Source organism: Pseudovibrio sp. W74 (assembly GCF_001623085.1).
Classification (GTDB): Bacteria; Pseudomonadota; Alphaproteobacteria; order Rhizobiales; family Stappiaceae; genus Pseudovibrio.
In genome coordinates this window covers 111,568-118,204 of sequence record NZ_LMCJ01000050.1, presented here as the reverse complement: position 1 = coordinate 118,204, position 6,637 = coordinate 111,568, and the positions used below count along the sequence as shown (strand labels likewise).

Sequence of the window (6,637 nt, the reverse complement as noted above, 5' to 3'; positions counted from 1 at the left end):
CGCCACTTCTGTTTACAAGTGGCGGGCGGGTCTATGTTGGGTAGGTGGCCTTACGCAGGCAGGAGAGCCGTCAGAATTTCAGAGCAATGTTTGCTTTGAGCCCCTGATCGGTGAAGCCGGAACCAAACCGGCCATCGTATGCCAGACCTAAGGTTGTGTTCCGTCCCAGATCCACTGATGCTCCGAGATTCAGCAGGAGGGTATCTCTGGCAATCAGGATACCAGCACCGGAGAAGTCTTCGCCTCCGGCAAAGGCATGATTGGCAACAGGTGTTACATCGCCAACCGCATGCTGCCAGGCAGCTTGAGCTGATAGCTTCGCGGTGAGTTGACCAAGGTTTGCCCGCGTCTCTGCACGCAGCCCAATACTGGCGAAGGTGCTGTCCATTGTCTGGCGACCAGCCTTTAGCGCAGCAAATCCACTGGTTTCAGAGTACCCATCGCTGGACAACTGGATGTAGGATATATTGGCAAAAGGCTCCAGACTGGTCGCAGCATAATCAAAACGATACCCCGCTTCACCAAAGATCTGCGCAGTTCGCGCTGTGTAGGATCCTGACAGGTTCTCAGTAAAGCCAGAGAAGGCAACCGAACGGGTTGTGTCGATATCATGCCATGCATAGCTACCACCTGCGCGCACCCCCAAAGGCCCAAATTCTGTGCCACCATAAGCACCAAGATGCAGCGTGTCTGCCGTCGCAGAGGACGTTCTGCCATTCACTTCGAAACTGCTGTTGTCGTAGCCACCGAAAAAGCCAAAGCGGGAGCTTTCTCCAATCTGGGTATCTCCACCCAGAAGGAAACCGCCGATTGACCGATCAAGCCCTGCGGCATTGCTGTTTCCATTCCAACGTCCCCAGGACCCAAAACCTTGCCCCCAGAACGCGAGGCTCTCACCAACGCGCTTTTCCATTTGCTCTTGTCCATCCGCAGCAACGGAATCCATTGCAACGCGCACACGACTGAGGGCAGCCTCGCGGGCAAAGCGGCTATCTTCAATCAGCGCTGTTTTTACTGAGGCATGGGCCTCACCTGAAAGCTGATCAAGTGCTCCTGCTGCATCCGAGTTGGACAGGTTCAAGACTGAATTGAACAAGCCTCCGCTGCCAAGTGAGAACGCACCTTCACCTGTAGCGCACTGATTAGCACTCATCCCGGAAATGCAGAACGTGCTGGATGCCATTTGGGAACCGAGATAAACATTGTTCGCATCATAAGAGAGCGCGAAATCAAGGAATGCGAAGTCATCTGTTGGGGTGGATGAATCAAACGTTCCGGAGACGCCCCCTACAGCGCTCATAATCGTATAGACCGTATTGGCGGCATAGGTTGAACCATCGTCAGTTCCGTTCTCCGGCTTAACATGCACCGTTCCGCCATTGATCATCACAGTACCGCTAGCGGCCAGCAGATCGTTGTTGATGCCTGCTGCGTTGCCCCCATCGTTCAACTCAACTTCAAAGGTTGAACCACTATTGAAAACAAGAGAAGCCGCATTCAGAGTCCCGACGGAGTTTCCAGGTGCAACCACAGCACCTGAATTGAAAGCAACAGCCCCTACAGTCCCCGAACCACCAAGGCTACCGCCGTTGACTGTAACATCATCAATGGAGCCATTAACAACCAGTTTGCCCGCTGTCAGGGTTGTGCCACCTGCATAGCTGTTATTGCCCTCTAGAATAAGTGTGCCTAGGTCAGTTTTATCCAGAGAACCGGTCCCTGTAATGTCAGAAGCTATGGTCGCAGTGAAGTCTGCACCAGCATTCGTGCCATCGCCAATACGGACCGAGGTTTCGCTGTCGAGCGCAACCTCGCCACCTGTGACCTGATAGCCATCGACAGCAAACTGCAGGCCAGATGCAACCGAGACACCTTCATCAGCGACCGTGACAGTACCCGCCGTACCTTGAAAAACGAAATAGCTATCAGGGTCATAGGCCAGATCTGTGAAACTGGCAGAGTTGGTCCAGTTACGGCTTGAGCTATTCCATGTGCCCGCGCCGCCATGCACGGTGCCGTCAGCGGTTGAAGTGCCGTTCCAAAACAGTAAATCCCGCGTCGAGGCCAATAATGACACAGTGCCAGGCGTTACAGTGGTGCTCAGGGCATAGTCGTAATCAAGAGGGGCATCTCCGATTGTGAGGCCATTGTCTGTCAGGCCCCCGTCATAGGTGATTAATGTATATACACCTGCACCAAACGTGCCGGTATCGGTTACATCAAGCGTGCCATCTAACGTGAGGTCGCCACCAACGGTGATCAGGTCGCTATCGAGGCCAACAGTGCCATCAGGTGTGCCTAGACCGAAAGCGAGTGTCGCATTTTCATCCAGTACAAGATCGCCGCCGATCATCAAAGTGCCACTCCCTTGATAGCCTGGAGAGAGCGTGCCACCTGTAGCCTCGACATTGCCGACAGTACCCGTGCCCCCAAGTGTTCCGCCCGTCAGCTTGATCTGCCCAGGCAGCTCGCCATTAACGATCAATGCACCGCCAGTGATATTCGTCGTGCCAGCAAAACTGTTGTAAGTACCATAGAATTCGCCCACGCCGCCGGTCCAGATCGTTGTGCCCGCGATCTGATTGATTGTGTGGCGATATCCCTGAGTGTTAGAAATCGACCCGATATCGACATCAAAAATATAGGCGTCATCAGTGTGATTGAAGTTCAGCTCGCCATTGGAAAAGCGAAAATAAATGCTTGGAATATCCAGTATTCCCGGGGTCTGAGCAACTTCACCTTTCGCAGCACCGATATTGACGGCAAACTGGCTATAATCATCTAAATAACCAGAATCACCAAATCTGATCCAATTGGGTGAGGAAAAAGTACCGCCATTAGAAACGGTGAGCGCACTCGTTCCATATCGGAAATTTAGTCTCTTTATAGATGAAAGTATAGATCCTTCGCCCGAAACAAGGATACGGCCTCCTTCTGTTGGTGCTGGTGGGCTTTCGAAGCTATGACCAAGATCAAGATTGCCGTTTACAGTCAGACGCGCACCGTCAAGCACGTTAAGCTCACCGCGGGCAGGTTCAGGATAAAGAACATAATGCTCTGCAAAATTCAAGTCGCCGGTAATGGTTCTATCTTCTTTATCGCCATGTTTGTCCTCGCCAGAAATTGTGAGCGTGCCAATGCCCCCATCGCCGAGGAGCATATAGTCACTGCTAAAGGAGCCGTAGTTTTTGCCGGTAAAGACAACATCTGCACGACTAATTTGGGGAGTTGCCGTCAGCGCCCCTGCAATGATTGAAATCGCAAGCCTATGTGAAACTAGGGCTGATGTGTTTTTGTATGCAAAGATCAAGCGTTGCATGTGCGTCTATCCCTGGAGAGTGAAAAATCGGAAAAACTTAACCACAACCGGATCAGATCGCTGTCTACGCCCGCTGTGCTGGATGGAGATCCAAGCTCAAAATCCATAACAGATGCGAAGGTATGATCGAGGTCGCCATCAATAGTCAGCGTACTGGGACTGTTTCCAGCAGCGACGGTACCGTTCGTGACTGTTGTTGGATCGTTGATCGTGCCCGCCCTAGCAAGGGTTCCGCCATCGGCTATGTTCAAAGCGCTCGTTCCTGCACTGCCAACCTTGAACTCCCTGGTGGCCTGCCACTGGGATCTCGATCCGCTCACGGTTACGGTGCCGTGAGAACCGGAGTTTACGCCGATAGTTCCACCAGTATTGGTGACTTCACGACCATTTTGAATGGTAATCTTGGCATCGGACCCAGCTGTCACCCCACTATTCAGGGGGTCATCCACATCCCACGGACTGGTATGGTCCGAAACACTTGGATCACTATCAACTGTTAGTGACGTAGACCTATCAATGTCCTCTGCACGAGCAAACCTGCTGGTGACTGCCAAATCCAGGGCAATGAGTGCAGTCACCGGGACACGCAACGCAGAAACAACAGTTTTTTGCTTTCGTCTTGTCTGTGAACCAAAACTATTCTGGAACATTCAATTCCTCGGATTTTAAGTATTTGTAATGATGTCGTTGGGCAGCGAAAAACAGGGAACTTCAATCTTCAGCATTGAAGAAATGGGCCATGTTTAGCCCCGCATACAGAACGCCAAGTGGTGAGACGGTGAGGATGATTTATGCTCGTGCACTTAATCCAGCGGAGAATACTCCCGCAGTCACCGGCATCCACACCACCAACCAGCGGAGCAGAGATGCAAACAGGGGGTCTTGCGTTTAATGGCAACTCGCGGAGGACTGAGTCTGAGCTTTGAACCAACGCCCTAAAAGGCTATCTCTGGCGCGCTCGCAGATGTGTTTGACCGCATGCATAGAATGCCCCCTAGGCGTAGTCGCTAAAGATTTCTCTCCCCAGTCACTCGCCAGAGGGCACGCTGATACCGGCGGCAGCGGTCAAAATGCTGACAACTGAATATCAATGGGATGAAAATACAGAGGGATTGTACGTAGTCGGCAGCGCAAAGAATGCTAAGAACTTAGCAATCTGGCTATTTACTCAGATTTGTGCACACGGCATGAGCGAGCAGACCTCAGAGAGACAAATGCTCGGCTCTGGCGGCATCAATCCAGTCTGACAGGGTTTGCTCGTCCGGCACGGCAATTGCGCCATACTTCAGTACGATCAGGCCATTTTTTTCCAGCTGTTTGAGTGCCTTACCCATTGAGACACGTGAGGTACCCACAGCGACGGCCAATTCAGACTGGTTCCAGTTGAGCATCCCGGGCACCTCTGAAGCTTCGAGCATGTTCTGCAAAAACACTGCTGTATAAGCAGGCAAAGGTAGCAAACGCAGATCGTCCAGCATATGCAGCGCCACATTCAAACGGCTTAACGTCGCCGGCAAAGCTGCGCGGGCGATTTCTGGATGAGTGTCCATCAGCGTCAGAAAATCAGCTTTGTGAACATAACCAATTGTCGTTTTACCAACTGCTGTAGCATTTTGCGTCCGCTTGCGGCCGGTCAGTACGCCTATGATGCCAATGAAGTGGCCCTCACCAAGCACTGCAAGAATTGTTTCGCGGCCACTGGGGCTGAAACGCCCCATTCTAACTGCCCCTAAACGCACAATGAGCAAGCGATCACCCTCATCACCGGTCGAGAAGATCGTGCGGCCGTCCTGATAGGTATGGCGATGCTCGACAGCTGCAAAAGCGGCCTCAACCTTTGGGCTGAGCAGGTCAAGGAACTTGAGGCTCCCGTGATCCAGCAATCCTGTCATGGCCAAGGCTCCTTAAAATGCGTTGAGGGCGTACACTTCATCACGTACCCTGAACATCGCCCTGGTTGTCAACACACCAAACTGTTAGTTGCAGAGTTTCAGTTGTGGCCGCAGTTAGCGATACTCACGAATGTCCAGTAATGGTCATGAGTAATTGCAGATCGCCAATAAGAGCTATTGTAGAAGCCTACAGGTGAGCGCGATTCAGCTCATAATGGGAACGTCCGATGGTCGAATTTTAGCTCATTCTGAATTGCAGGGCTCATAACTTCTTTACTTCATGAAGCTGTTAGGCCTTTTCAGTAAAAACAGGCATTGACTTTAGCTATCCTAAAGAGCGGCAAATTCTCGTTAGGCTGGATATGATCCAATCTCTTCTTCTTCAAGATTTCACGGGTCCTTCCCAGGCCTTTGCTTGCCTGCGGGTAGTTCGGGACCACGGCGCAAGCGGCTATGTGGTTTTCGCAAGGACTTGATGTTTATGTTCATGTTGTTGTCCTCAGTTTTTAGCCCCGCTAATCCTATGGGTTTGTGGAGGAATTCAGTTTCCTTGCATTGACACCTTGCGCCAATCATCGCATGGTCAACTTGAGGCGTCGAAACCTCGGTAACGCGGCACCGCAGCCGCTTTCTGCGGTCTTTTTGTGTCTGGAGTTAGCTCTCCAAACGCAACTCTCGCTTATGGGCGGGAGGGCGGTGAATACAATACCCTTCACGGGGGAATAAACCCGCCTGTCGTTACCAGGTTTCGAACCTCCCGCTCGCCAGTGGGTTGTCGAAAGCTCTCTGTTGAGTGGTTTGTTCAACAAGCCTGTAACGAGGGTATTTTGATGACTGATACTGGTAAAGAGAAATGCGCCCATACGTCCCTTCGCAATGAAGTGGACCAGCTTCACCTCACAGCCAACCACCTCAAAAATCTAGTCTATTCCATGAGCGTGGTTTTGAGTGAACGCATGGAGCACACACAGGAATATGAAGCGTTGCTGACGCTGTTTGATACTGTGCGCAATCACATTGAAGATGTGCAGGGAAGTAGCGAGAAGATTTCCGAGCTGCTCGAACCTTGCGCGCTGCAAGTCTCCAAAGACGAATAATACGGAATGAAGAGGGGCATTGCCTCTCACGGAATATTCTGGCTTGGGAAGCATGATGCTTCTCAGGCCTTTTTTGCTGGTCGCTTGAAGCGGGCATGCCCTTTATCAAGAAGTATTAAAGTTGCGCCATGACGGGCGTTGACGACCCTCCGACAACTCTCAAGAGTTAAAACCTCAATGAAAGCCTGTGTCCTGACGACCAGTGACGACATTAACAGCTTTTCCAGAATTAATTTGAAAGGGTCTTTGCAGGAACTAAGAGAGGTAAAATCGCGCTTTCAAACGCTCTCATTTGCTTACACAGGGCACAAAAGCAAAAAGCTCCCGGG

The 6,637-nt window shown here is 51.5% G+C and carries 4 protein-coding genes; 1 reads left to right on the top strand and 3 read right to left on the bottom strand.

Translation table 11 applies throughout. The annotated features are described in order from the left end of the window. Window positions 1-70: 70 nt before the first annotated feature. The 3 genes from PsW74_RS21920 to PsW74_RS21910 form a co-directional block, all read right to left on the bottom strand. Window positions 71-3,319 carry an autotransporter domain-containing protein gene (locus tag PsW74_RS21920; protein WP_208988101.1) on the bottom strand — a complete coding sequence of 1,083 codons (3,249 nt, stop codon included), beginning with the start codon at window positions 3,317-3,319 and terminating at the stop codon, window positions 71-73. Next, the gene (locus PsW74_RS21915; RefSeq protein ID WP_063289891.1) at window positions 3,307-3,969 is read right to left on the bottom strand and encodes a hypothetical protein; all 663 of its coding nucleotides are present in this window, start codon (window positions 3,967-3,969) and stop codon (window positions 3,307-3,309) included. Before PsW74_RS21915 ends, PsW74_RS21920 begins: the two co-directional genes overlap by 13 nt. 552 nt (window positions 3,970-4,521) lie before the next feature. Beyond that, window positions 4,522-5,211: a Crp/Fnr family transcriptional regulator gene (locus PsW74_RS21910; RefSeq protein WP_063289892.1), complete on the bottom strand. Its 690-nt coding sequence runs from the start codon at window positions 5,209-5,211 to the stop codon at window positions 4,522-4,524. A gap of 830 nt (window positions 5,212-6,041) precedes the next feature. Here PsW74_RS21910 and PsW74_RS21905 point away from each other — a divergent pair. Continuing rightward, on the top strand, window positions 6,042-6,308 hold the full coding sequence (locus tag PsW74_RS21905) for a hypothetical protein (RefSeq protein ID WP_057462234.1): 267 nt from the start codon (window positions 6,042-6,044) through the stop codon (window positions 6,306-6,308). The last annotated feature ends 329 nt before the right edge of the window (window positions 6,309-6,637 follow it).

Excerpts from the sequence above, each read along its gene's own strand:
- PsW74_RS21920 (WP_208988101.1), bottom strand. The coding sequence starts at position 3,319 with ATGCAACGCTTGATCTTTGCATACAAAAACACATCAGCCCTAGTTTCA.
- PsW74_RS21915 (WP_063289891.1), bottom strand. The coding sequence starts at position 3,969 with ATGTTCCAGAATAGTTTTGGTTCACAGACAAGACGAAAGCAAAAAACT.
- PsW74_RS21910 (WP_063289892.1), bottom strand. The coding sequence starts at position 5,211 with ATGACAGGATTGCTGGATCACGGGAGCCTCAAGTTCCTTGACCTGCTC.
- PsW74_RS21905 (WP_057462234.1), top strand. The coding sequence starts at position 6,042 with ATGACTGATACTGGTAAAGAGAAATGCGCCCATACGTCCCTTCGCAAT.